This window comes from Variovorax sp. P5_A3 (genome assembly GCF_056400665.1).
Genome location: NZ_JBFUKW010000036.1, coordinates 1 through 21,883, shown reverse-complemented (window position 1 = coordinate 21,883; position 21,883 = coordinate 1). Strand labels below are relative to the sequence as shown.

Here is a 21,883-nt window from a genome sequence, read left to right as displayed (position 1 = left end):
GGTGACCCTCCATGACCGAACCCCGCTCCGACCTTGCCAAGATCACCTTCGGCGTATTGAGCATCGTCCTGCTCATCGGCTCGTCTCTCTGGATCCTCCGCCCCTTCCTGGGTGCCACGATCTGGGCGGTCATGGTGGTGGTAGCCACCTGGCCCGCACTGCTTTGGTTCGAGGCCCGGCTATGGCGGCGTCGCAGCCTCGCGGTACTGGTAATGATGTTGATCCTGCTGCTGCTGTTCGTGCTGCCGCTGACCATGGCCATTTCCACCATCGCGGCCAACGCGGACGAAGTCGTCGACTGGTTCAAGCTTCAGATCAGCCAGGGCCCACCCGAATTGCCCAGGTGGGTGGGGGGACTGCCCTTCGTCGGTCCCAAGCTGACGGTGGCCTGGGACGAACTCGTGGCTTCGGGCGTGGCCGGTGTCGAGGCCAAGGTCACGCCCTATGCCAAGCAAGTCACGGGCTGGCTCTTCTCGCAGGCCGGTGTCGTGGGCGCGCTGACGCTGCAGTTCGTCCTGACCGTGGTGATCGCGGGGGTGATGTACGCACAGGGTGAATCGGCGGCAGCCGAGGTTCTGCGTTTCGGCCGCAGATTGGGGGGCGCCCGCGGGGAAGGCGCCGTCGTGCTGGCCGGCAAGGCGATCCGCGGGGTGGCGCTGGGCGTGGGTGTCACGGCCATCGTCCAGGCGGTGGTGGGCGGCATCGGCCTCGCCATTGCCGGTGTGCCATTCGCCGCACTGCTCACGGCGGTGATGTTCATGCTGTGCATCGTCCAGATCGGGCCGACGCTGGTGCTCGCGCCGGCGGCAGTCTGGGTCTTCTGGCATGGCTCGACCGCCTGGGGCGTCTTCCTCGTCGTGTGGACGCTGATCGTCGGCACCATGGACAACTTCCTGCGTCCGATGCTCATCAAGCGCGGCGCCGACCTTCCCCTGCTGCTCATCTTCGCCGGTGTCATCGGTGGATTGCTCGGCTTCGGCCTCGTCGGTATCTTCGTGGGACCGGTCATGCTGGCCGTGTCGTATACGCTGATCGACGCGTGGCTCAATGACGCCGACGAGCCTGCCATTCAGGGAAAGTGATCTAGCGGTGCCCCGGCCTGGCGGCTGGCCAGGGGCTCGCATGCCTTCATTCCCGGCCTGCCGCGCAAGACGCCGTCATGAGACGGCACCCCTACATGCCTACCAGCGCTCCCAGAACGCGCGCCACAGCGCCATCGAACAGCACCCTGCCTTGAACCGAGGCGAGGCAGATGCATTCCCCGGCAGCCTGTACCGTGGGCTGGTGCCGGATGCTGCCGTCCGTTTCATCGAAGTCGCCCGGGCCGAACAAGGCGCGGCCATCGTGGAAAGTGCCGTAGAGGACTTGCGTGAGTTCGGAGTCGCTGTGCGTGTGCTGCGCCAGCATCTTCCCCGCACCGATGCGAAGCAGGAAGACGTTGGCCGCGTCATCGCCGGGCAGCGTCACGCGGCTCCAGCGCATCCCCGGCCCGAGCCAGCGCCAGGGCGTCGACGCGCAGCCTCGCATCGCGCGGGGCCAAGGCAGGCCACCGGGCAGTTCGGCGCGCATGCGGGTGCCGGTACGCCGAGGCATCCTGGACGGCTCCGGCGCGTCGATCGCGGCCAGGGTCCGCGCCAACGCCTGCGATTCGAGGACCTCGGGCGCCAGCGTCTCCAGCATGGCGCCGCCGACCGTTTCGAGCAGGCGCACACGCTCCCGGCAGTGCGCGCAACCCTCCACATGGCTGGCCACGAGAAGGGAATGTCCGCCGGAGAGGCGGCCTGCGGCGAACGCCAGAAGCAGATCTTCGGCTGGATGGTGAAGGATCATGGTTCGAACTCGTCGAGCAAGCGACGCAAATGATTCACGGCAAGCCGCACCCGCGACTTGACCGTGCCGAGCGGAATGCCCAGTTCGCTCGCGATCTGGGCATGGGGATGCTCTTCGAAGAAGGAAAGGCGCAGCACCTGGGCCTGCTCCTCGGGCAAGCGTCCCAGTGCCGAGCGCACGCCGGCTTCGCGCTGCCGAACATGGGTTTCCTCGTCGGGGGACGGTTGGGGGCCGGGTACCGCGTCCCAATCGAGCTCGTCCATGTCGACCGGCACCGGTCCGTGATGCCTGTGGTGGTCGACACAAAGGTTGCGCGCGATGGTGAAGATCCAGGTGGAGACACTGGCCCGGGCCGGATCGAACTGCGCCGACTTGCGCCAGACGCTCACCATCGTTTCCTGGGTGAGCTCCTCGGCAAATCCCTCGGCGCTTCCGGAGCGCATCAGGTAGGCCTTCACGCGGGGTGCGAAGTGCTTGAAGAGCGCAGCAAAGGCTTCCCGGTCACCGTCGAGCGCCACGGCCCTGGCAAGCGCGTTCAGTTCCTCGATGGTCGGCATCGCTCCCCGGCCCTGGTGAGGTGTCACAACCGACAGGTAAGGCGATCGCGACCGCGTTTGCGACGCGGCCTCGGCCGATGACGGTCGGACGGTGTTCATGCGGCTCTTACGCAGAGCGAGCGGGATTAGATCACGGCGGTCGAAATAAGAGATCCAGGCGGGCGGGCGCCCCGTACCGATTTCATCCGGCATTTCATCTTTCCGGGCGGCATGCTGCCATCCCCGGCGGCAATGCAAATGCATGCCGACGACGTCGGCCTCTGCACCCTCACACATGCCGAGGTCCAGCCCGCCTGAGGCGAGGTAGACTTGTTGGTTCAATCCTTCGTTCTTGGACTTCTGGAATCTCAGGGGCAGCGCATATGGCATCGGTCAACAAAGTCATCCTCGTCGGCAATCTCGGACGCGATCCGGAAACACGCACGTTCCCGAGCGGCGACCAGGTGTGCAACGCGACGCTGGCCACCACCGACAAGTGGAAGGACAAGCAAAGCGGCGAAATGCGCGAGGCCACGGAGTGGCACCGCCTCGTGTTCAATGGCCGACTCGCGGAAATCGCCGCTCAATACCTGCGCAAGGGCTCGCAGATCTACGTCGAAGGCCAGATCCGCACGCGGAAGTACACGGACAAGGACGGCGTCGAGAAGTACGCGACCGACATCCGTGTGGACCAGATGCAGATGCTCGGCAGCCGCCAGGGCCAGGGCGCGCCTTCGGGCGACGACGACGGCGGTTACTCGCAAGGTGGCGGCGGCTATTCGCGTCCGCCGGCGGCAGCGCCCCGCGCGCCTGCGCCGGCAGCGCGCCAGGCACCGGCCAAATCGTCGTCGGGCTTCGACGACATGGACGACGACATTCCGTTCTGACCGTCGCTATCGCGATCCCGTAACGCGACGGAGCAGGGCCCCTCGTACTGCTCCCGAAATCATCTCGGCTCGGCCCGGCTCGGCCCGGCTCGGCTCGGAGCGCGTTCGCTTCTCCTCGCTCGTCCGCCGCGATGTCGAGGGTGTTGCACCTGCTTCCTTGTGGCTGGTAGGATGTGTGGTTTTCCACAGTAGATGAAGGTATTCATCTGCGTGATGCCACGGCAAATCAATCCTTCTCGGATCCGGCTAGGATTGCCTCACCCGCATTCGGCATCACGCATCTTTTGCGCGCATGGGAAGAGCGATCGCCGTCAGATTGAGCGTTCAGCTTTCATTTCCCGAATCCCCCCGATTTCCAAGAGACAGTTTCTTTTTCGTGACATTGCGTATTGCCGTTGCCGATGACCATCCTCTGATCCGCAGTGGGGTTCGAATGTTGCTGAAGCAAAGAGGCGACATCGCGGTGGTCGCCGAAGCCGATTCCACGGATTCGCTATTGGATGTACTCACGGAGGTACCGTTGGACCTTCTGGTCACGGACTTCTCGATGCCGGGCGGACGTGTGGCTGACGGGCTCAGCCTGCTTCTTCGTCTTCGACGCGACTATCCGGCGCTGCCCATTGTTGTCCTCACGATGATGGGCAACGTGGGCGTCCACGGCAGCATATTGGAAGCGGGAATCCGTGGCCTGGTCGACAAGTCCTCCGACATGACGGAAACCCTTCTTGCCATCGATGCCGTTGCCGGAGGCCGAGAGTACATCAGCGTCGCGTTTCGGCGAGGCCTTTTTCAGAATCCGCAGAAAATCAATGGTGACATCTCTGCCTCGTTGTCGACTCGGGAAGTCGAGGTGCTTCGGCTCTTTGCGACCGGTTTGACGGTGTCCGGCATTTCCGAGAGGCTGTCTCGCAGCGTCAAGACAGTCAGCACTCAAAAGACCGTGGCCATGTTGAAGCTTGGTTTGAGAAGCGACTATGACATTTATGTCTATTCGCGTGAGCACGGACTGAATTCCTGATCTGCGGAATTCCCGTACGCGTGCATTGCACGCGCCAGTGCCGAAGCTGTGTCGCGCCGCGCGACCGCAATGACCGCTTGATCGATCTTTTCGAGTCGTTCCATCGTTTGCAATGAGGCGACTGCCTTCGTTTCATCGAGTTGGCGGCAGGCTGAACCCACGCGGTGGGCCAATTGACGGAGGACGGTCAGGTCGCCTGCCTCCGCAGCACGATCGAGGGCTTGAAGATCCTGTGAAGTAGCGACCGCGAAGGCGCGTAGCAACTCTGCCATGTCGCGGGCGTCACCCCTGCACAGTCTGCCGAGCGTCGAATAGCCGTGGATTGGCCCGGATGGCACGGCTTGCGGAACGTCAATCGGCACCATCGCTGCGTCGCCCATTGCTCGATCGGTCGGCAGGGCCCTGATCAGGGCGTCGCGCAGGTCACGGGTCCGCAATGGTTTGGGCAAGTAGGCATCCATCCCGAGCGCGATACAGCGCTCGGCATCGCCGTCCAATGCGTTCGCGGTCAGAGCAATGATCGGCAATCTCGGCAGGCCGAGTCGTGATTCGACATCGCGCAAACGCCTCGCCAGCTCATAGCCGTCGAGCCGTGGCATGCGACAGTCCGTCAGCAGCATCGCGTAACTCGCGCCTGGTGACCGGAGTTTTTCAAAGGCCTGCTCGCCATCTTCCGCAGAGTCGCACTCGAAGCCGAGCCTGGCGAGTTGCCGCGTAATGACTTCGCGGTTGACCGGATGATCCTCCGCGAGCAGGAGCTTTTGCCCTTGGCCGATCGGCACGATTTCTCCATCGGCAAGGTCGCCGGAATCCTCCGCCGTCGCCGGCTCGATGCCGGCTTGGCAGGGGTGCAAGGGCAGCGTCACGGTGAAGCGACTCCCGCAGCCCGCTTCGCTTTCGCATTCGACCTTGCCTTGCATCAGGTCGACCAGTTGCTTCACGATGGTGAGGCCCAGCCCTGTGCCACCGTAGCGGCGCGTCGTGGAGATGTCTGCCTGTGTGAACGGGTCGAAGAGCGTGCCCATGGCCTCCGGGTCGATGCCGATGCCGGTGTCTTCCACGATCAGTTCCAGCAGCCCGTCCGGACCTGGGCGGGCGTCGACCTTCACACTGCCGCACTCGGTGAACTTGACGGCGTTGGCGACCAGGTTGATCAACACCTGTCGCAGGCGCACCGTGTCGCCGAAGATGTGCGCCGGCAAGCGGGCATCGACGTTGAAGCTCAGACTCGTGGATGTGCGAAACATCTCCGCCGTGAAATTCGCGCAGACATCCTCGATGAGAGTCGCGAGTTGAAGCGGCCGGTTCTCGATCTCGAGCTTGCGCGCACGAATCTTCGAATAGTCGAGCAGATCGTTGATGATCGTGAGCAGTTCCATCGAAGACTCGCGGCAACGTTCCAGCATCGCGCGCTGCTCATCGGCAAGATGATCATCGAGCACCAACTCGATCATCCCCAGCATGCCGTTCAGCGGCGTGCGGACCTCGTGGCTCATCATCGCGAGGAATCCGCGCTTGGCTTCCACGGCCGACCGGGCCTCCTCGGCCTTCGCCACCAGGTCCGTCTTGAGCTTCTTGTCCGCGGTGATGTCGCGGTTGACGCCGACCACATGGACCTTGCCGGAGCGCAAGCGCCTCGGTGACGCGAATCCTTCCACCCAACGCTCCGCGCCTGCATCGTCGGCGATGCGAAACTCGACCGCAGCCGCTTGCCGGCGCTCACGCGAATGCGCCATGCGGCGCTTGATGGCTTCGACGTCGTCAGGATGCACCCTGGCAAACACGGAAGACAGATCGTGCGCGCCGTCATGCAGGCCCAGGATCTTCCGGGCGCGCTGGTCGACATGGACTTCGCCGCTCGTCACGTTCCATTCCCACGTGCCCATGCGCGCGCCTTCCAGCGCCATGTCGAGCCGCGCGTTCGCTTCTTCGAGGCGATGCTGCAGCAGCTTCTGTTCGGTGACGTCGATCGCGACACCGACCAGGCCATGCAGCTTCCCCCAGCGGTCGTAGACCGGCCGTTTTCGTGACTGGATGCTCCTTGGCACGCCGTCGATCTGAATCTCCTCGTCGTACGTGCGTGACTCGCCCGAAGACAGGAGTTCCTCGTCCTGCGCGACGAAGCGCTCGAAAAGATCGGGTCCGAAGAGCGCGCTATCGTCCTTGCCGATCGCCGCATCCATATCGATGCGGAACATGCGTTCGAATTCGGCGTTGATTGCCTGGTAGCGGAGGTTTCGATCCTTGAAGAAGAGGATGTGGGGCACCGCGTCGAGGATCGCGTTGAGCTTGTCCTCGCGGCGCTGAAATTGGCGGGTGCGGGCGATTTCGCCGATCGCCAGGGCCATGATGCCCAGCGCTGCGAGCGCCGCGCAGATCCAATGCGGATCCACGTCGGCCGACAGGCCGGAGAGGCAGGCCGCCGCCACGAGAAGGCAGGTCGACGGCAAGATGAAGGTGCGCCCTTTCAGGGCACGGAAGATGGCGGCAATCACGTCGAGTCGCTTGCACTCAGGCGAACGAGGTTTGCGCGGTGCGGTTCAGGTCAGGCAGCGGCTGATCGTACGTATCCCAGGGTTCGCGAATATCGGAATCGTCCGAAAGACAATTTCAGATCCGCCTTGAAGGGCAACAGCCACGGGACCAGCAGGAAGCTCACATGACGGAATCGGGCGTCGTCGCGCTCCCGCGCGATCAGCTCATTGCGCCTGGGGGAGGACGCGCGCGGCGTCGCCCTTGCCTTCGATGTAGACACGCTGGCCGACACGAAGACCAGGCGTGGCGGGCTGCGTCACTTCGACCAGGACGCCGCTGGTCGTGCGAACGAAGATCTCCTGGCCCGCTACGGGCTGGTCGTACCTTCTCGCGACCTCGGCCCCGCCGAGCGTGCCACCGATGGCGCCGACGACCATCGCCACATCGCGCCCGGTGCCTCCGCCGATCAGGCTTCCGATACCGACGCCGGCGAGGCCGCCCAGCACGGCTCCGACCCCCGTGTGTTGCGAGGTCTGGATCTGCGTCGGCGAGATCTGCTCGATCACACCCTGTCGCAGCGCCATCGAATCGGACTGCGAGCCCGGTGCTGCACACGCCGCGAGCAGCAGGGCCAGTGCAAAGGCCGCGAAGCGGGAGAGAAGTTGTGTTGTCGTTGTCATGGATCGATCTCCTTCGTCAAGGTGAAGAATGATGACATCGCTCGCGGGCATGACGGTTGCCCGAACGTGCAGACGCGATTGCCCTTTGGGGCAGCAGCATCCGCGCGGCCGGACAAAAAGAACAGGGGCGGGAGCGGCTCTGCGCAGCGCGTCCTGCGACCTGTGCAGACTTGACAAAGACCAAAACGCCAATGATGCTAGGTCGCGCCTGTGATGGGGCCGCCTGTGAGTGAACAGACATCGAACCCGGACCTCTGACGCCAGATTGGATCTCTGACCCGGCATGACCACTCCCCAGGCCGGCAACTCTCGCGCGGTGCTCTCTCCGATCGCCGCCTTCCCCGCACGTCCCCCCTTGTTCGTTCTGGAGGAAACCCATGCACCGCTATGTCTACATCGTCCTGATCGCGATCCTTGCCGGCATCGTGATCATGTTCAAGTTCCAGAATCTGGAGACGGCGACGGTGTCGCTCTTTTCCATGAGCGTCACGCTGCCGATCTCGGTGCTCGTGTTCGTCGTCTATGTGCTCGGGATGTTCACGGGCGGTTTCGTCCTGGGACTGCTGCGCTCCTGGACCAACAAGGCGACCGCGCGACCGCGCTGACATCGCCGATACCGCTTTTCAAACGCAATAACTACGAGAGGAAGTGAAATGAGCAATTTCTGGGATCTGATTCTGTTGATGCTGTCGACCTTCGTGTTGATCGCATACCTCCTGATCCTCTTTCAGATCGTCGTCGACCTGTTCCGCGACTCGGAGCTGGGCGGCGGGTTCAAGGTGTTGTGGCTTATCGGGCTGATCTTCCTGCCGGGGCTGACCGCCATCGTCTACATCGTCGGGCGCGGCAGAGGCATGGCCGAGCGACAGCGGGCCAGCATGCAGCGCGCCAAGTCCGACACCGATGCGTACATCCGCGAAGTGGCGGGCAAGTCGCCCGCGGAACAGATCGCGGACGCCAAGGCGCTGCTGGATGCGGGCACGATCAATCAGGACGAATTCGCGAAGCTGAAGGCCAAGGCCCTGGCCTGAATTCGCCGCGGCGCCGGGCTCAGAGAAGGTCCTCGGGCACCAGCGGGTTCAGCAGGAGCCGCTGCAGTGCGTTCCATGCCGACACGCCCGGCTCTACTTCGATCGCGTGGTCGTCGTCCTCGTTCGGCGGAGTCCACGCGAGTGCGCCGCCTTCGGGCTCCAGCCTCACCCGGAAGGCTTCCGCTTTCATCGCCTCGACGAAGCGCAGGGCCTGCCTCGCCAGCATGGGACTGTCGACGGCGACCCCAAGCTCGGTGTTCTTCCGCGCGGAGCGGGGGTCGAAGTTGAGCGAGCCCAGCAGCACGATGTCCTCGTCGATGACGGCGAGTTTCGCGTGCAGGCGGCCGCGCGACGAGCCGCCACCGAAGACGGGCTTGCTGTCCTGCGACGACGGCGCGGTGCTCGCGCTGACCTCGTACAGATCGACGCCCGCCTTCACGATGGCGGGTCGATACCGCGCGTAGCCGAAATATACAAAGGTGGAATCGGTCGAGGGCAGTGAATTGGTCACGAGCACCATGCGCACGCCTTTGCGCTCCAGGCTCTGCAGCACGCCCATGCCGATCTTGGTCGGGACGAAATATGGCGATGTCACCACCAGTTCCGAACGCGTCCCGAGCAGCTGGCTCATCGCGCCCGTCATCAGGCTGCTGGACTCCACTTCCTCGGGCGTGTCGACACGCTTGGAGGGGCGGTCGGCCACCGCATAGGCCAGGCCGGGCACCAACGTCAACCGGTTCGCGTCGAGTTCCTTGCTGACAGGTTCCTGGTCGAGAAGGTCTTTTTCTGGAAGGTCGAGTGCGATCGGTGCCGCGTCCGGCGGCAGCAACTGTTGCAGCAGCGAGGAATAGGCACGGCGGTCGCGCGACCCCGCGAAGTACGCCACCGGAAAGGACTCGTCGCTGTTCCAGTAGCGATCGAAAAGCATCGCCAGCTGCGGCACGACGCGGCCTGCCGCAATCGCATCGAGGTCGATGAAGTTGGCGACCGGATTGCGGGCGAAGTATTCATCCGCGATGTTGCGACCGCCGATCATGGCCAGCGCACCATCGGCGATGAGCAGCTTGTTGTGCATGCGGTGGTCGAGCCGGGGAAGATCTCCGAGCGAACTCACGATGCGTCCCGTCAGGCTGGCGCGGGCGCAGCAGAAGGGGTTGAAAAGGCGGATCTCCAGGTTCGGCACGCCGGAGAGGGCATGCAGCAGCTCTTCCGCGCGCGCGGTGTTCAGGTCGTCCAGAAGCAGGCGAACGCGAACGCCGCGCTCGGCAGCATCCTTCAGGGCACCGAAGAGCGCGCGACCCGAGGCGTCGTTGTCCCAGATGTAGTACTGCAGGTCCAGCGACTGCGTGGCGCGCGCGATCAATGCCAGCCGTGCATCGAGCGCATAGGATCCGAGTGGCAACAGACGGAAGCCCGATTGGGCGCCGGCCGGCAACTGCTCCGCCGCCAGCCGCGCGAGAGGGCTCTTGTCGGGCGACGCCGGGAGGCTGTATGAGGCGGGCCGCTGGACTGTGGCCGGAAGTGAGCCGCAACCGACCAACGCAAGCAGCAGGAGAATTGCCAGGAACCTGATCGCACGCAATGTCATGTGCCGAGACTACCCGTTGCCGGGCGAATGTCCCTTCGCGGCTTGAAGCGATGGGATCCGGGCCAAGATAGCGTCATGACACCGTTTTCGATCCTCGATCTTTCTCCCATTACCGAAGGCGGCGACGCCGCGCAGTCGTTCCGCAACTCACTCAGCCTGGCACAGCATGGCGAGAAGCTGGGCTATCGCCGCTACTGGCTGGCCGAGCACCACGGCATGCCCGGCATCGCGAGCGCGGCAACGGCCGTGCTGCTGGCCCACATCGGCGCCGGGACCTCGACCATCCGTATCGGCGCCGGCGGGGTGATGCTCCCCAACCATTCGCCGCTGGTCATCGCCGAGCAGTTCGGTACGCTGGAATCGCTCTACCCGGGCCGCATCGACCTCGGGCTCGGCCGTGCGCCGGGATCCGACCAGCGCACGGCGCAGGCGCTCCGGCGCGACCTGCAGTCCGATGCAGACCGCTTCCCGCAGGACGTGATCGAGCTGATGGACTTCATGTCAAAGGAGCCCCGGCAGCCGGTGCATGCCGTGCCCGGGATGGGGCTCGAGGTGCCGGTGTGGATCCTCGGTTCGAGCACCTTCGGCGCGCAGCTTGCGGCCCATCTGGGCCTGCCCTATGCCTTTGCGTCGCACTTCGCGCCGCAGCAGTTGATGCAGGCGATCCGGATCTACCGCGAGACCTTCAAGCCGTCCGCGCAGCTTGCCAAGCCTTACGTGATGCTCGGTTTCAACGTGTTCGCCGCCGAGACGGACCAGGAGGCGGAGTTCCGTGCGACCTCATGGCAGCAGGCCTTCGTGAACCTGCGCAGCGGGCGGCCCGGACGCCTGCCACCGCCGGTCGAGGGCTATCGGCAGCGCGTGGGTCCGGCCGAGAACGCCTTGCTCGATTCGGTACTGTCCTGCTCGGCCGTCGGGTCGCGAGACACGGTGAAGGCCAGGCTGCAGGAATTCATCGACCAGACGGGCGCGGACGAGTTGATGATCACCTCGCAGGTCTTCGACCATCAAGCCCGCTTGCGTTCTTACGAGATCGTGGCGGAGCTGTCTTCGATGGTGCGACCTGCTTCTTAGCCGCCGGCTTGCGCTTGGCTGCCGGTTTCGTGGGGGCCGCTGCGGGCACCTCGGCAGCCTTGGGTGCCGCTGCCTTCGGCTTCTCGGTTTCCGATTGCGTCTGGCCCTCGCGTTGCAGAACCAGCGACAGCAGCTTCTTGTGTTCCGCGACCACATAGTCGGCCAGGTCCGCTACATCGGGCACCGCGCGCCGGCATGCTGTCAGGCCGAACTCCAGCGATCCGTTGTAGCTCTGTACCGTCATGTTGAGTGCGAGTCCGTGTCCCGGGATCGACACCGGGAAGTAGGTCGCCAGCTTGGCACCGGCGAAGTAGAGCGGGAACGAAGGCCCCGGCACATTGGAGATCGCCACGTTGGCGATCGGCGGCAGCTTGTCGGCGAGGCCGGAGCGCCCATAGAGCGACGCCAGCCCCGACACGATCGAAGGCATGCCCAGGGACGGAAAGTCCATCGGTATGGCCGCCTTCACGTTGCCCGTGAGCTTCTTGCCTTCGCTCGACGACTCGTGGATGGCAGCCAGCCTTTCGACCGGATCCGAGATGTCGGTGGCCAGGCTCACCAGCATCGTCGACACTTGGTTGTTGAGATCGGTATTGCCTTCGCTGCGCAGTGACACGGGCACCGCCGCGACGAGCGGCTTGTCGGGCTTGCAGCCATAGTCCGCCAGGTAGCGCCTGAGCGCCCCCGCGCAGATCGCCAACACCACGTCGTTGAGACTGGTGTCGGTGGCCTTCGACATCCGCTTGATCTCGGCCAGCGGCACGGACCGGCCCGCAAACGAGCGCTGGTTGGTGATCGACACATTCAGCGGCGTCTTCGGTGCGGTCTTCAAGCCCTTGGGCAGTTCGAAGGTCCGCTTGCCGGTGGCCTCGGACACGGGCATCAGCACGCTGGAGATGGCCTTCGCCGTCGCCGGGATCGACTGGATGAGCTTCACGTACTGCTGCACCGTGTTGTTGAGCGCCGCACTCGCCAGCTCGGCCATGCCGAGCTGGGCCGAATCGCGCCGGCGCGCAGGCCGCGGCGCCTTGACCACCGAGGGCGTCTCCGAAATGTCGAACAGCGCCTTGGCCACGGCCACGCCCGCCTGGCCGTCGATCGCGGCGTGATGCATCTTGCTGTAGAGCGCCACCTGGCCTGTCTGGAGGCCTTCAATGATGTAGATCTCCCACAAGGGCCGGCTGCGGTCGAGCAGTGTCGAATGCAGGCGGCCGACGAGGCGCTCGAGCTGCGCCATCGTGCCCGGCCTTGGCATGACCACGTGGCGGATGTGATGGTCGAGGTCCAGGTCGTCGTCGTCCACCCAGACCGGGTTCGCCAGGTCGAAGGGCATCATCGCCAGCTTGCGCACGAACACCGACGCGAGGTGCAGCCGGCCGCTCAGGTACTTCTTGGCGTCCTCGGCGAAGTCGCCCTCGTAGTCCGCCGGAAGGTCGAGCAACTGCAGGCTGCCGACGTGCATCGGCGATTCGGGTGTTTCGAGGTGCAGGAACGATGCGTCCATGCCGCTGAGATGAATCATGTCGTGCTCCTTGCGGCAGCTGCCTGGTTTCGCCTGCGCTCTTCCTCGTCGACCAGGTCCTTCTTCGACAGCTTGCCCACGGCGGTCTTGGGAAGCTCGTCGCGGATCTCGATGGCGCCCACCATCTCGTGCTTGCCGAGGCGATCCTTGAGGAACAGCTTGAGCTCGTCGAGCGTGAAAGCCGGCGCGCCTTCCTTCAGCTTGATAAAGGCCTTGGGCGACTGGCCACGGTACTCGTCGGGAATGCCGATGACGCACACCTCGGCGATGCCCGGGTGTTCGTACATCGCTTCCTCCAGCACGCGCGGGTAGACGTTGTAGCCGCCGCACAGCAGCATGTCCTTGGTCCGGTCGACGATGTAGAAGAAGCCGTCCGCATCCATCTTTGCCACGTCGCCGCTCTTGAAGTAGCCGTCGGGCGTCATCGACGCCGCAGTGGCCGCCTTGTTGTTCCAGTAGCCCTTCATGACGTTGGGGCCCTTGATGCACAGCTCGCCTGGCTCGCCGATGGCGACCTCCTTCGAGGGATCATCCAGGCTCATCAGCTTTAGGTGGATGCCCGGCAACGGCATGCCGCAGGAGCCGTCCTTTCGAATGCCGCGCGCGGGCGTGAAAGTGCCGGTCGGCGAGGTCTCGGTCATGCCCCAGCCCTCGTTGAGATGGCAGCCGGTGAGTTCGAAGAAGCGGTGCTCCACTTCCACCGGCAGCGGCGCGCCGCCGGAGCCGCAGAACTTCAGCGAACGCAGGTCGGTCTCGAGGGCCTTCGGGTGGTTGATGATCGCCGTGAACATCGTCGGCACGCCGGGAAACACCGTGATCTTCTTGGCCGCGAGGTCGCGCATCACTGCGTCGAGATCGAAACGCGTGTGGAGCACCAGCAGCGCCCCCAGTCGGATGCCGAGCATCATGTTGACGCTGAGCGCATAGATGTGGAACAGCGGCAGCACGGCCAGCACGCGCTCGACGCCATGGTCCAGGATCGGCGGGTTTCCGCCTGTCGATGCGAGGTACTGCGCACAGGCTGACGACAGATTGGCGTGCGTGAGCATTGCGCCCTTCGGCAGCCCGGTGGTGCCGCCGGTGTATTGAAGGACGACGACCTCGTCATCGACCGAGCGCACGACGTGCGGCTGGTAGCGACCATCGTTCTCCAGGAGGCGCATGAAGGACATGTGCCGGTCGTCGGTCGGCACGGCCGCCAGCTGGCCCGCGCCCTGCAGGTGCGCCCGGACCGCCTCGCGGGCGGCGCCGTAGTCCGTGAGGCTGCCGACGATCAGCTTCTTCAGCCGCGAGTTGCCGATCAGGCGCGCCATCTGCGGATAGAGCGTGGCGAGGTCCAGCGTCACGAGGATGTCGGTCTGGCTGTCCTCGATCTTGTGGGCCAGCACCCGCTCGGCATCCAGCGGCGAATAGTTCACTACCGTCCCACCGGCTTTCAGGATCGCGAAGAAGGAGATGGGATAGTGCGGCGTATTCGGCAGGTACAGCCCGACGTGCACGCCGGGTTTCACGCCCAGCGCCTGCAGACCCTTGGCTGCGCGATCCACGGCTTGGCCGAATTCGCGATAGTTGATGACCTGGCCCATGAATTCGATGGCGGGCCGGTCGGGCCATTGCGCCACGGCCTCGTCGAGGATCTGCTGCACCGGCCGGCTGGGAATTTCGGCGTCCCATCGCATGCCGCTCGGATAGGACTTCGTCCAGGGCGTGGCGCTGGAGGGGGAAGGAACCATGGTTGTCTCCGGTTGGGCAGTCCATTGTGGGAGCCGGCCGGTGGCGATGGCGCCTTCGCCTCTCGGTGATTTCCCGGATGCGGGCAACGGCTTGCGGGTGCTGGGACAATCCGCACCCTATGAAAAAGCAGCGCATCGTGGTGGGCCTGAGCGGCGGAGTGGATTCCGCGGTCACGGCGCACCTGCTGAAAGAGCAGGGCCACGAGGTGGTCGGCATCTTCATGAAGAACTGGGAGGACGCTGACGACAGCGAGTACTGCTCGTCGAACATCGACTTCGTGGATGCGGCCAGCGTGGCGGACGTGCTGGGCATCGAGATCGAACACGTCAATTTCGCGGCGGACTACAAGGATCGCGTGTTCGCCGAATTCTTGCGTGAATACCAGGCCGGGCGCACGCCCAATCCCGACGTGCTGTGCAACGCCGAGATCAAGTTCAAGGCCTTCCTCGACCATGCGATGCGGCTCGGGGCGGAAAAGATCGCCACTGGCCACTACGCGCGAGTCCGCCAGAACGAAGCCACGGACAGGCACGAACTGCTCAAGGGCCTCGATCCGGCCAAGGATCAGAGCTACTTCCTGCACCGCCTTAACCAGCAGCAGCTTTCGAAGACTTTGTTTCCAGTCGGCGAACTGCACAAGACCGAGGTGCGCCGCATCGCGGACGAGATTGGCCTGCCCAACGCGAAGAAGAAGGATTCGACCGGCATCTGCTTCATCGGCGAAAGACCGTTCCGCGAATTCCTCAACCGCTACATCTCGAAGGAACCGGGCCCCATCCGTGACGAGCGCGGCCGGCAGATAGGCGAGCACCAGGGATTGAGCTTCTACACGCTCGGGCAGCGCCAGGGGCTCGGCATCGGCGGCATCAAGGCCAAGGGCGCGCAGCGGGGAGCAGGCGACCATTCGCCGTGGTTCGTGGCACGGAAGGACGTGGAGAGCAACGCCCTGTGGGTCGTGCAGGGCCATGACCACCCGTGGCTGCTGTCGCCGGCGCTTGAAGCCGACGATGCCAGTTGGGTCGCGGGCGAGGCGCCCGTGGCTGGTGCCTATGGGGCGAAGTCGCGGTATCGCCAGGCGGATGCGAGCTGCGATCTTCGCGATGGCGCCAACGGTGCCTTCCGGCTGGCGTTCGCGGAGCCTCAGTGGGCCGTGACGCCTGGACAATCGGCGGTGCTGTATGACGGCGAGGTCTGCCTGGGCGGCGGAGTGATCATGAACTCGCCGCGTTCCTAGGCTCGCCCCCAGGCTGCGCGCACTTCGTGTCGCTCCGCCAACCCTCTGCCGGGGGCAACACCGGCGGCCCGGCGGAGCCGATTCCGCGGTGTTTCCCGGATGCGCTGCTACACAGACTCGTGGATGTGTATCAGTTCTAGCGGGTGGCGCTTGCCTGCCAGGTAGTCTTCCACGCACTGCAGGAGCAAGGGGCTGCGATGTCGCGCGGCGCTGGCGCGGATCTCGTCGGCCGTCATCCACAGGGTGCGCACGATGCCGTGATCCAGAGGGCGGTGGGGCTCCAATGCGCCTAGCGTGCCGGTGAATGCGAAGCGCAGGTAGGTGATGTCTTCCGCTCCCCGCGTGCGCGCCATGTAGATACCGATCAGGGCCGTCGGCGCGAAGTGATGGGCGGTTTCCTCCAGAGTCTCACGCGCGCAGCCTTCGGCCGGCGACTCGCCCGGATCGAGATGGCCGGCCGGCGTGTTCAGGCGAAGGCCGTCGGCGGCTTCTTCTTCGACGAGCAGGAAACGTCCGTCCTGCTCGATCACCGCGGCGACGGTGACATTGGGTTTCCAGCGTTCTGCCATCTTCAGGATTCCTCGTGAGTCGCTTCAGTGCCGATATCGAGCGCCTGGAGCTCGGAGAGCGTCGGCTTCGGAAGCACCAGCGTGACGGTACACCCTGCATCCTCCGCGCTGTCGACCTCGATCGTGCCGCCATGGCGATGAACCACGGTTCGCACCAGCAGCAACCCGAGTCCGACACCATCGACGTCGGGATAGGCTTCGTGATTCAGTCGATGGAAAGGTTGAAACAGCTGCGACTGTAGCTCGACCGGAATGCCGGGCCCGTGGTCCCGGAACGCCACGCGCCAGTGCCGTTCGTCTTCCTGCACGCTGCATTCGACATCGGCGCCTTGCGGGGAATACTTGAGCGCATTGCCGAGCACGTTCGCAAATGCCCGTGCCAGCAGGTTGCGGTCGATGATGCACAACGCCTCTTCCGGTGCGTCGAGCAGCACGACACGCACCTGCCGCCGGCGCGCCCGCGCCCAGCCGTTGTCGATGGTCTGCTGGAGCAGCGTGACGAGGTCGAGCGCTTCAGGGCGGAACGGCTCCGCTTCCGCGCGCGCCAGATTCACGAAGCCGTCTGCCAGTTCGAGCGCGGTGCGCGCCTGGCGTTCGATGCGATCGAGGAGTGAGCCGTCGGCGAATGTCTCGGGCCGCTCGCGTGCGAGTTCGACGATGGTGATGATCGTCGCGTTGGGCTCGCGCGCATCGTGCGAGATGAAGCGCAACGCCTCGTCGCGCAGGCCCTGTGCCCGGCGCATTTCGGTGATGTCGACCAGCGAGACCATCCAGCCGGCGTGTTCGTTGCCGGCGTCGAAGAAGGGAACGCATCGCAGCAGCACGGCGTTGCCGCGGGCATCCTCGCCTTCGCCCGAGATCGGACGAAGCTCGTCGAGCAGCGCACCCCTCGGCATCATCGGCGCACCGTTGGTTCGCCAGCGGACGCCGGCCATCAGCCCATGGGCGTCCTGGCCCATGATGCCGCTCGGGCCACGCTGCCAGTAGCGTTGCGCCGCGACATTGGCGAGGACCACGCGGCCGTCGGTGCTCAGGGTGAGGGTCGGGTCGGGGAGGTGGTCGATGCCGTCGCGCACGAAGCGATGCACGTCCCGCATGCGGCGTGCGGCTGCCCAGGTGGCGTCCATCTGGCGGTCGAGGAAGTCGCCGACGTGGCGCTGTTCCGGAACGGGGCGACGGCCGACGTCGTGCAGCAGTTCCTCGGTACCGCGGCGCAGGGAGCGGAACGCCGCGGAAAGCCGCATGTGGCTCCAGAGCGGGTACAGCGCCAGCAGCCCCGCGACCCCCGCCGCCGGTGCGAACAGCACGTCGATCGACGGCTGTCCCAGGATGCCCATCTGCAGGGCCAGCATGGCGACGACGAGCGCGATCACGCCGATCGGCCTCAGCCACATCGCACCGAGAAGCGCCACCACCAGCGGCCCCAGGTTGAAGATCAGATCCTGCCAGGGCTTCGCGAATTTCACGTGCTGACCCGCAAGCGTTGCCTGCAGCATGTGGGCGAAGATCTCGACGCCGGGCATGAGGCCCGGACGATTGCGCGCCGAATTGGCATGCGCATCGCCAAGCTCCGGTGCTGTCGCGCCCACGAGCACGTAGCGGTTGCGGAACACATCGGGGGCCACGTTGCCGCGAAGCACGTCGATGTAGGAGATGGTCTGGAAGCGCGCCGGTCCCGGCGCGAGCATGATCACCTCATGGTCGCTGCGCAGCCAGTCGTGGGGGTCGTCATCGGTTTCAGGTGCGGAGGAATCGATGCGGAGCGATCGAGACGGTGGAGTGCGACCCTCCGCACGAGCGTCAGCGGCGTCGCGCAGCGCGACGACGAAATGCGGCCGCTCGCGCCCGGCAAATCCTTCGCGGAGAAAGGCGCCGCGTGCGAGGCCATCGCGGTCGATCGCGAGATGCACGTGTCCGATTCCACTGGCGGCGGCAGCCAGGGGCGGCGTGGGGAGCATTTCCTGCGGGCGCTGCCCGAAGGTCCGGAGGGCTGTCGGCAGTACCACGCAAGCGCTGTCGCGCATCGCGTCCGCGAGTTTCTCGTCATCGCCCGGATGGTCGGCATCGGGCTCGGCCGACAGCACGTCGAAGCCGATGCACTTCGGCGACTGGGCTGCGATGGCACGCAGCAGCGCGGCATGCTGCGCGCGCCGCCATGGCCAGGGACCGATCGCGTCGAGGCTCTTTTCGTCGATGGCCACGATCACGATGTCTTTCGAGGGCGTCGCGGCCAGCGCCGCGCGCGCGCTGTCCTGAAGGAGCCGGTCGGCGCGCGGCATCGGCCGGGTCAGGCTGAGCACGGTGACGAGCGAAACGAGGGTCGTCGCAAGCAGCAGCCAGGGACCGCGACGCCGCGCCCAGCCCCAACGTTCCGACGGCTGCGGCCGCGCCGTGTCCTCCGGCGCATGCCGCGGGCGGTCGGAGCTCATTCCGAATCGCTCGGCGAGTTGTAGAGGGGGGCGAGCAGCTCGGCGTCGATCGACTCCAGGCGATAGCCGAGTCCGTAGACGGCCGACAGCAGGAAGCCGTTGGATGGCACCAGGTCGAGCTTCACTCGAAGGCGCGAGATGTGGGTGTCGAGCGATCGAGAGGGCGACTCGGATCCCATGCCCCAGACGGCCTCGCGAAGATGTTCGCGCGACAGCAGACGGCCGAGGTTCTGAAAGAGGAACAGGGCCAGCTCGTATTCCCGGTGGCTCAGTTCAGTCGGCTTTCCGTGGACCCGCAGGCTGCGAGTCGACGGGACGAAGTGATAGGCCCCGAAGACGAGGTCGGACTCGTGCTTTGCAGGGTACGAACGGCGCAAGAGAGCCTGGACGCGAGCCTGCAATTCGGCCACTCGGATCGGCTTGACCATGAAATCATCCGCGCCTGCCGCCAGCCCCTCGACCATGTCACTCTCTTCGCGCCTGTTGGTCACGAAGAGAATGGGGAGCCGGCTGTTGAGGTCTTCGCGGATCCATCGCACCACGCGCGGCCCCTGTACATCGGGGAGGGCCCAGTCGAGGATCAGGAGGTCGTATGTTTGTTGACGGAGATCGCGCAACAGTGACTTTCCATCACCGAAGCCATGGCACTCGTGGCCAATACCTTCCATCGTGAGACGGATCAGCTCGAGCTGGACCGCCTCGTCGTCAAGCGCTGCTATTCGCATTCCATTCCCTGTATCTCGTTATGTGCGCGCCGAAGTCTGTCGATCGGTCACGCGGGGAGGGAGTGTAACGATCGACACAGATCTCGGCATAGTGATTAGTTCACGCGATCAATGGGTACATACCCCGATTTCGCTGTCGACCTAGTGGCGTGTGGCGCACCTGGGGACGCTCCGGCAACCCGTCCGAGGCGCGCCGAAGGTGCGTCTTGGGGGCCGCTTCTTCAGGTAAGCTCTGGCGCGAATTCCAATGCTGCCCTGAGGAGAAGTCCATGCTGATAGGCGTGCCGGCCGAAACTGCGCCAGGCGAAACCCGTGTCGCCGTCACTCCGGAGACCGCGAAGAAGCTCGTGGCCCAGGGCCATGTCATCCGTGTGCAATCGGGCGCGGGTGTCGCGGCCAGCGTCACCGATGCGGCCTATCAGGCTGCCGGTGCCGAGATCACCGACCAGGCCGGGGCCTTGGGCGCCGACGTCGTGCTCAAGGTGCGCTCGCCCAACGATCTCGAGATCGCGCTGATGAAGACGGGCACCGTCGTCATCGGCATGCTCAACCCCTTCGATGGACCCGGCCTGCAGCGCCTCGCGACRGCRGGCCTCACCGCCTTCGCGCTCGAAGCTGCTCCTCGCACCACGCGCGCGCAGAGCATGGACGTGCTGTCTTCGCAGGCCAACATCGCCGGCTACAAGGCCGTGATGATCGCGGCGGACAAGTACCAGCGCTTCTTCCCGATGCTGATGACCGCGGCCGGCACCGTGAAGGCGGCCAGAGTCGTGATCCTGGGCGTCGGCGTTGCCGGCCTGCAGGCCATCGCGACCGCCAAGCGCCTGGGCGCGGTGATCGAGGCGTCCGACGTGCGGCCTTCGGTCAAGGAGCAGATCGAGTCGCTGGGCGGCAAGTTCATCGAGGTGTCGTACGACACCGACGAAGAGAAGGAAGCCGCGGTCGGCGTCGGTGGTTATGCCAAGCCGATGCCCCCGAGCTGGCTGGCACGCCAGCAGGTCGAGGTCGCCAAGCGCGTCGCGCTGGCCGACGTCGTGATCAGCACCGCGCTGATCCCGGGGCGCGCCGCACCGACGCTGATCACCGAGGACATGGTCAAGTCCATGAAGCCGGGCTCGGTCATCGTCGACATCGCCGCGGGCAAGGGGCCGGATGGCGTGGGCGGCAACTGCCCGCTGTCGGAGGCCGACAAGACGGTGGTCAAGCACGGCGTGACCATCGTGGGCGAGACCAATCTCGCGGCCCTGGTTGCAGCCGACGCCTCCTCGCTCTATGCGCGCAACGTGCTCGACTTCCTGAAACTCATCGTGACCAAGGAAGGCGCGCTGAAGATCGACCTCGAGGACGACATCGTCGCGGCCTGCCGCATGGCGCAGGACGGCCAGGTCACCAAGAAGTAAGCGAAACAAGCCAACAGAGCGAACCGCGAGGAGAAGCAGCCATGGATCCCGTCTCACACACCGTCATCAACCTCATCATCTTCGTGCTGGCCATCTATGTCGGCTACCACGTGGTGTGGACCGTCACCCCGGCGCTGCACACGCCGTTGATGGCCGTCACCAACGCCATCTCGGCGATCGTGATCGTCGGCGCGATGCTGGCGGCAGCGCTCACCGAAACGGGTCTGGGCAAGACCATGGGCGTGCTGGCCGTGGCGCTGGCGGCGGTGAACGTCTTCGGCGGCTTCCTCGTGACGCGGCGGATGCTGGAGATGTTCAAGAAGAAGGACAAGAAGGCGCCTGCYGCCGGTGACGCCACGGCGAAGGGGCACTGATCATGTCGATGAACGTCGTCACGCTSCTKTACCTCATCGCCTCCGTCTGCTTCATCCAGGCSCTSAARGGCCTCTCCCACCCCACCACCTCSATCCGGGGCAACCTCTTCGGCATGGTCGGCATGGCGATYGCCATCCTGACSACSGCSGCGCTGATCSTGCAGCTCTCGGGCGGCAGGCTCATCGGCATGGCCTGGGTGCTGCTCGGGCTGGTGGTCGGCGGCGGCTACGGTGCCTATCGCGCCAAGACCGTCGAGATGACGCAGATGCCCGAACTGGTCGCGTTCTTCCACAGCATGATCGGGCTGGCGGCGGTCTTCATCGCGGTCGCCGCGGTGGTCGAGCCCTGGGCCTTCGGCATCACGCCGCTGCCGGTGGCGGCCACGGGAACGGTCAACACGCCCGAGGGCGCGATGATCGTCGACGGCTTCCTGCGCTATGGCATCCCCGCGGGCAACCGGCTGGAGCTGTTCCTGGGTGCGGCCATCGGCGCCATCACCTTCAGCGGCTCGGTGATCGCCTTCGGCAAGCTCTCGGGCAAGTACAAGTTCCGCCTGTTCCAGGGGGCTCCGGTGCAGTTCAAGGGCCAGCACATGCTCAACCTCGTGCTGGGCCTGCTGACCATTGCGCTCGGACTGGTCTACATGGCCACGGAGAGCTGGGCGGCCTTCCTCGCGATGCTGGTGCTGGCCTTCGTGATGGGCGTGCTGATCATCATCCCGATCGGCGGGGCGGACATGCCGGTGGTGGTGTCGATGCTCAACAGCTCAACAGCTA

General features: G+C 65.1%; 20 protein-coding genes. 10 read left to right on the top strand and 10 right to left on the bottom strand.

The annotated features are described in order from the left end of the window. Window positions 1-11: 11 nt before the first annotated feature. Window positions 12-1,082: an AI-2E family transporter YdiK gene (ydiK, locus tag AC1D3B_RS33030; protein ID WP_478194901.1), complete on the top strand. Its 1,071-nt coding sequence runs from the start codon at window positions 12-14 to the stop codon at window positions 1,080-1,082. Between the two features lie 91 nt (window positions 1,083-1,173). Here ydiK and AC1D3B_RS33025 read toward each other — a convergent pair whose 3' ends face one another. Together AC1D3B_RS33025 and AC1D3B_RS33020 are read right to left on the bottom strand one after the other, a co-directional pair. Further along, complete coding sequence (locus tag AC1D3B_RS33025; protein ID WP_478194900.1) at window positions 1,174-1,830, bottom strand: ChrR family anti-sigma-E factor; 657 nt, start codon at window positions 1,828-1,830, stop codon at window positions 1,174-1,176. Beyond that, window positions 1,827-2,756 carry a sigma-70 family RNA polymerase sigma factor gene (locus tag AC1D3B_RS33020; RefSeq protein ID WP_478194899.1) on the bottom strand — a complete coding sequence of 310 codons (930 nt, stop codon included), beginning with the start codon at window positions 2,754-2,756 and terminating at the stop codon, window positions 1,827-1,829. The genes AC1D3B_RS33025 and AC1D3B_RS33020 overlap by 4 nt, the downstream gene beginning before the upstream one ends. Between AC1D3B_RS33020 and ssb the strand changes: the two genes are divergently transcribed. Together ssb and AC1D3B_RS33010 are read left to right on the top strand one after the other, a co-directional pair. After that, a complete protein-coding gene (ssb, locus tag AC1D3B_RS33015) occupies window positions 2,750-3,253 on the top strand; it encodes a single-stranded DNA-binding protein (protein ID WP_478194898.1) in 504 nt (167 codons plus the stop codon). The genes AC1D3B_RS33020 and ssb overlap by 7 nt on opposite strands. Window positions 3,254-3,629: 376 nt before the next feature. Beyond that, window positions 3,630-4,271 carry a response regulator gene (locus AC1D3B_RS33010; protein ID WP_478194897.1) on the top strand — a complete coding sequence of 214 codons (642 nt, stop codon included), beginning with the start codon at window positions 3,630-3,632 and terminating at the stop codon, window positions 4,269-4,271. Here the strand turns inward: AC1D3B_RS33010 and AC1D3B_RS33005 are convergent. Together AC1D3B_RS33005 and AC1D3B_RS33000 are read right to left on the bottom strand one after the other, a co-directional pair. Then, window positions 4,241-6,766: an ATP-binding protein gene (locus AC1D3B_RS33005; RefSeq protein WP_478194896.1), complete on the bottom strand. Its 2,526-nt coding sequence runs from the start codon at window positions 6,764-6,766 to the stop codon at window positions 4,241-4,243. The genes AC1D3B_RS33010 and AC1D3B_RS33005 overlap by 31 nt on opposite strands. 204 nt (window positions 6,767-6,970) lie before the next feature. Beyond that, window positions 6,971-7,426: an outer membrane lipoprotein gene (locus tag AC1D3B_RS33000; RefSeq protein WP_478194895.1), complete on the bottom strand. Its 456-nt coding sequence runs from the start codon at window positions 7,424-7,426 to the stop codon at window positions 6,971-6,973. Between the two features lie 377 nt (window positions 7,427-7,803). Between AC1D3B_RS33000 and AC1D3B_RS32995 the strand changes: the two genes are divergently transcribed. Together AC1D3B_RS32995 and AC1D3B_RS32990 are read left to right on the top strand one after the other, a co-directional pair. Continuing rightward, complete coding sequence (locus AC1D3B_RS32995) at window positions 7,804-8,031, top strand: LapA family protein (protein WP_478194894.1); 228 nt, start codon at window positions 7,804-7,806, stop codon at window positions 8,029-8,031. Between the two features lie 48 nt (window positions 8,032-8,079). Then, entirely contained in the window at window positions 8,080-8,457 is a 378-nt protein-coding gene (locus AC1D3B_RS32990; RefSeq protein WP_478194893.1) for an SHOCT domain-containing protein, read from the top strand. A 19-nt stretch (window positions 8,458-8,476) separates the two neighbouring features. Here the strand turns inward: AC1D3B_RS32990 and AC1D3B_RS32985 are convergent, their stop codons facing one another. After that, window positions 8,477-10,045 carry a phospholipase D family protein gene (locus AC1D3B_RS32985; RefSeq protein ID WP_478194892.1) on the bottom strand — a complete coding sequence of 523 codons (1,569 nt, stop codon included), beginning with the start codon at window positions 10,043-10,045 and terminating at the stop codon, window positions 8,477-8,479. A 75-nt stretch (window positions 10,046-10,120) separates the two neighbouring features. On the opposite strand from AC1D3B_RS32985, the gene AC1D3B_RS32980 reads away from it, so the two are divergent. Beyond that, window positions 10,121-11,119: an LLM class flavin-dependent oxidoreductase gene (locus AC1D3B_RS32980; protein ID WP_478194891.1), complete on the top strand. Its 999-nt coding sequence runs from the start codon at window positions 10,121-10,123 to the stop codon at window positions 11,117-11,119. Here AC1D3B_RS32980 and AC1D3B_RS32975 read toward each other — a convergent pair. Together AC1D3B_RS32975 and AC1D3B_RS32970 are read right to left on the bottom strand one after the other, a co-directional pair. After that, a complete protein-coding gene (locus AC1D3B_RS32975) occupies window positions 11,031-12,641 on the bottom strand; it encodes a WS/DGAT/MGAT family O-acyltransferase (RefSeq protein ID WP_478194890.1) in 1,611 nt (536 codons plus the stop codon). The genes AC1D3B_RS32980 and AC1D3B_RS32975 overlap by 89 nt on opposite strands. Next, a complete protein-coding gene (locus tag AC1D3B_RS32970) occupies window positions 12,638-14,374 on the bottom strand; it encodes a long-chain-fatty-acid--CoA ligase (RefSeq protein WP_478194889.1) in 1,737 nt (578 codons plus the stop codon). Before AC1D3B_RS32970 ends, AC1D3B_RS32975 begins: the two co-directional genes overlap by 4 nt. A gap of 119 nt (window positions 14,375-14,493) precedes the next feature. Between AC1D3B_RS32970 and mnmA the strand changes: the two genes are divergently transcribed. Continuing rightward, window positions 14,494-15,609: a tRNA 2-thiouridine(34) synthase MnmA gene (gene mnmA, locus AC1D3B_RS32965; protein ID WP_478194888.1), complete on the top strand. Its 1,116-nt coding sequence runs from the start codon at window positions 14,494-14,496 to the stop codon at window positions 15,607-15,609. A gap of 107 nt (window positions 15,610-15,716) precedes the next feature. Here the strand turns inward: mnmA and AC1D3B_RS32960 are convergent, their stop codons facing one another. Genes AC1D3B_RS32960 through AC1D3B_RS32950 form a run of 3 tightly spaced genes read right to left on the bottom strand, consistent with a single transcriptional unit; the run spans window position 15,717 to window position 19,332 of the window. Further along, window positions 15,717-16,178, bottom strand: a complete 462-nt coding sequence (locus tag AC1D3B_RS32960) for an NUDIX hydrolase (protein WP_478194887.1) — start codon at window positions 16,176-16,178, stop codon at window positions 15,717-15,719. 2 nt (window positions 16,179-16,180) lie between these two features. Beyond that, window positions 16,181-18,607 (bottom strand): CHASE2 domain-containing protein, encoded by a 2,427-nt coding sequence (locus AC1D3B_RS32955; RefSeq protein ID WP_478194886.1) that lies wholly within the window; start codon window positions 18,605-18,607, stop codon window positions 16,181-16,183. Continuing rightward, a complete protein-coding gene (locus AC1D3B_RS32950) occupies window positions 18,604-19,332 on the bottom strand; it encodes a response regulator transcription factor (RefSeq protein WP_478194885.1) in 729 nt (242 codons plus the stop codon). The genes AC1D3B_RS32955 and AC1D3B_RS32950 overlap by 4 nt, the downstream gene beginning before the upstream one ends. A gap of 269 nt (window positions 19,333-19,601) precedes the next feature. Here AC1D3B_RS32950 and AC1D3B_RS32945 point away from each other — a divergent pair, with 269 nt between their 5' ends. The 3 genes from AC1D3B_RS32945 to AC1D3B_RS32935 form a co-directional block, all read left to right on the top strand. After that, window positions 19,602-20,732, top strand: a complete 1,131-nt coding sequence (locus tag AC1D3B_RS32945; protein WP_478194884.1) for a Re/Si-specific NAD(P)(+) transhydrogenase subunit alpha — start codon at window positions 19,602-19,604, stop codon at window positions 20,730-20,732. 41 nt (window positions 20,733-20,773) lie between these two features. After that, complete coding sequence (locus AC1D3B_RS32940) at window positions 20,774-21,106, top strand: NAD(P) transhydrogenase subunit alpha part 2 (protein ID WP_478194883.1); 333 nt, start codon at window positions 20,774-20,776, stop codon at window positions 21,104-21,106. A 2-nt stretch (window positions 21,107-21,108) separates the two neighbouring features. Continuing rightward, window positions 21,109-21,883: NAD(P)(+) transhydrogenase (Re/Si-specific) subunit beta (locus AC1D3B_RS32935; protein ID WP_478194882.1), on the top strand; the 775-nt coding region annotated here is incomplete at its 3' end.

What these genes read in the sequence shown, in the direction of transcription:
- ydiK (WP_478194901.1), top strand. Translation starts at nt 12, where the DNA reads ATGACCGAACCCCGCTCCGACCTTGCCAAGATCACCTTCGGCGTATTG.
- AC1D3B_RS33025 (WP_478194900.1), bottom strand. Translation starts at nt 1,830, where the DNA reads ATGATCCTTCACCATCCAGCCGAAGATCTGCTTCTGGCGTTCGCCGCA.
- ssb (WP_478194898.1), top strand. Translation starts at nt 2,750, where the DNA reads ATGGCATCGGTCAACAAAGTCATCCTCGTCGGCAATCTCGGACGCGAT.
- AC1D3B_RS33020 (WP_478194899.1), bottom strand. Translation starts at nt 2,756, where the DNA reads ATGCCATATGCGCTGCCCCTGAGATTCCAGAAGTCCAAGAACGAAGGA.
- AC1D3B_RS33000 (WP_478194895.1), bottom strand. Translation starts at nt 7,426, where the DNA reads ATGACAACGACAACACAACTTCTCTCCCGCTTCGCGGCCTTTGCACTG.
- AC1D3B_RS32995 (WP_478194894.1), top strand. Translation starts at nt 7,804, where the DNA reads ATGCACCGCTATGTCTACATCGTCCTGATCGCGATCCTTGCCGGCATC.
- AC1D3B_RS32990 (WP_478194893.1), top strand. Translation starts at nt 8,080, where the DNA reads ATGAGCAATTTCTGGGATCTGATTCTGTTGATGCTGTCGACCTTCGTG.
- AC1D3B_RS32985 (WP_478194892.1), bottom strand. Translation starts at nt 10,045, where the DNA reads ATGACATTGCGTGCGATCAGGTTCCTGGCAATTCTCCTGCTGCTTGCG.
- AC1D3B_RS32980 (WP_478194891.1), top strand. Translation starts at nt 10,121, where the DNA reads ATGACACCGTTTTCGATCCTCGATCTTTCTCCCATTACCGAAGGCGGC.
- AC1D3B_RS32975 (WP_478194890.1), bottom strand. Translation starts at nt 12,641, where the DNA reads ATGATTCATCTCAGCGGCATGGACGCATCGTTCCTGCACCTCGAAACA.
- AC1D3B_RS32970 (WP_478194889.1), bottom strand. Translation starts at nt 14,374, where the DNA reads ATGGTTCCTTCCCCCTCCAGCGCCACGCCCTGGACGAAGTCCTATCCG.
- mnmA (WP_478194888.1), top strand. Translation starts at nt 14,494, where the DNA reads ATGAAAAAGCAGCGCATCGTGGTGGGCCTGAGCGGCGGAGTGGATTCC.
- AC1D3B_RS32960 (WP_478194887.1), bottom strand. Translation starts at nt 16,178, where the DNA reads ATGGCAGAACGCTGGAAACCCAATGTCACCGTCGCCGCGGTGATCGAG.
- AC1D3B_RS32955 (WP_478194886.1), bottom strand. Translation starts at nt 18,607, where the DNA reads ATGAGCTCCGACCGCCCGCGGCATGCGCCGGAGGACACGGCGCGGCCG.
- AC1D3B_RS32950 (WP_478194885.1), bottom strand. Translation starts at nt 19,332, where the DNA reads ATGCGAATAGCAGCGCTTGACGACGAGGCGGTCCAGCTCGAGCTGATC.